Origin of the sequence: Acinetobacter uliginosus, from assembly GCF_044130295.1 — a bacterium.
Classification (GTDB): domain Bacteria; phylum Pseudomonadota; class Gammaproteobacteria; order Pseudomonadales; family Moraxellaceae; genus Acinetobacter.
Genome location: NZ_JBIQOC010000123.1, coordinates 1 through 339, shown reverse-complemented (window position 1 = coordinate 339; position 339 = coordinate 1). Strand labels below are relative to the sequence as shown.

The 339-nt window shown below is 49.6% G+C and carries 1 protein-coding gene; it reads right to left on the bottom strand.

Annotated features, from left to right (window positions below; genetic code table 11):
* On the bottom strand, nt 1-339 hold a 339-nt coding region (locus ACE01T_RS16545; protein ID WP_395519704.1), incomplete at both ends, for an IS66 family transposase.

Genomic DNA, 339 nt, shown 5'->3' with positions numbered 1-339 from the left:
ATTCTCACCCATCCGCATGATGGTGACCGGTGTTTCATCTGCATGCAGCACCTGCTGTTGTAGTACCACCTCTTTTAAGGCATTGGCTAGAGGTTCCAGTTCTACACCGCAGCGACCTATCCAGTCAGATAAAGTTGATCTAGAAAGTTCGATTCCCGCCCGCTGATAGATCAGACGTTGACGGTACAGCGGCAAATGATCGGCATATTTCGATACCAGCACATGGCTGAGCAATTCAGGTGAAGCAATGCCTTTATCAATCACATAGGCGGGCATCGCTTGCTGAGTCAGGGTGTCACACTGATCACAGACCCATTTACCACGCACATGCTGTTCCTT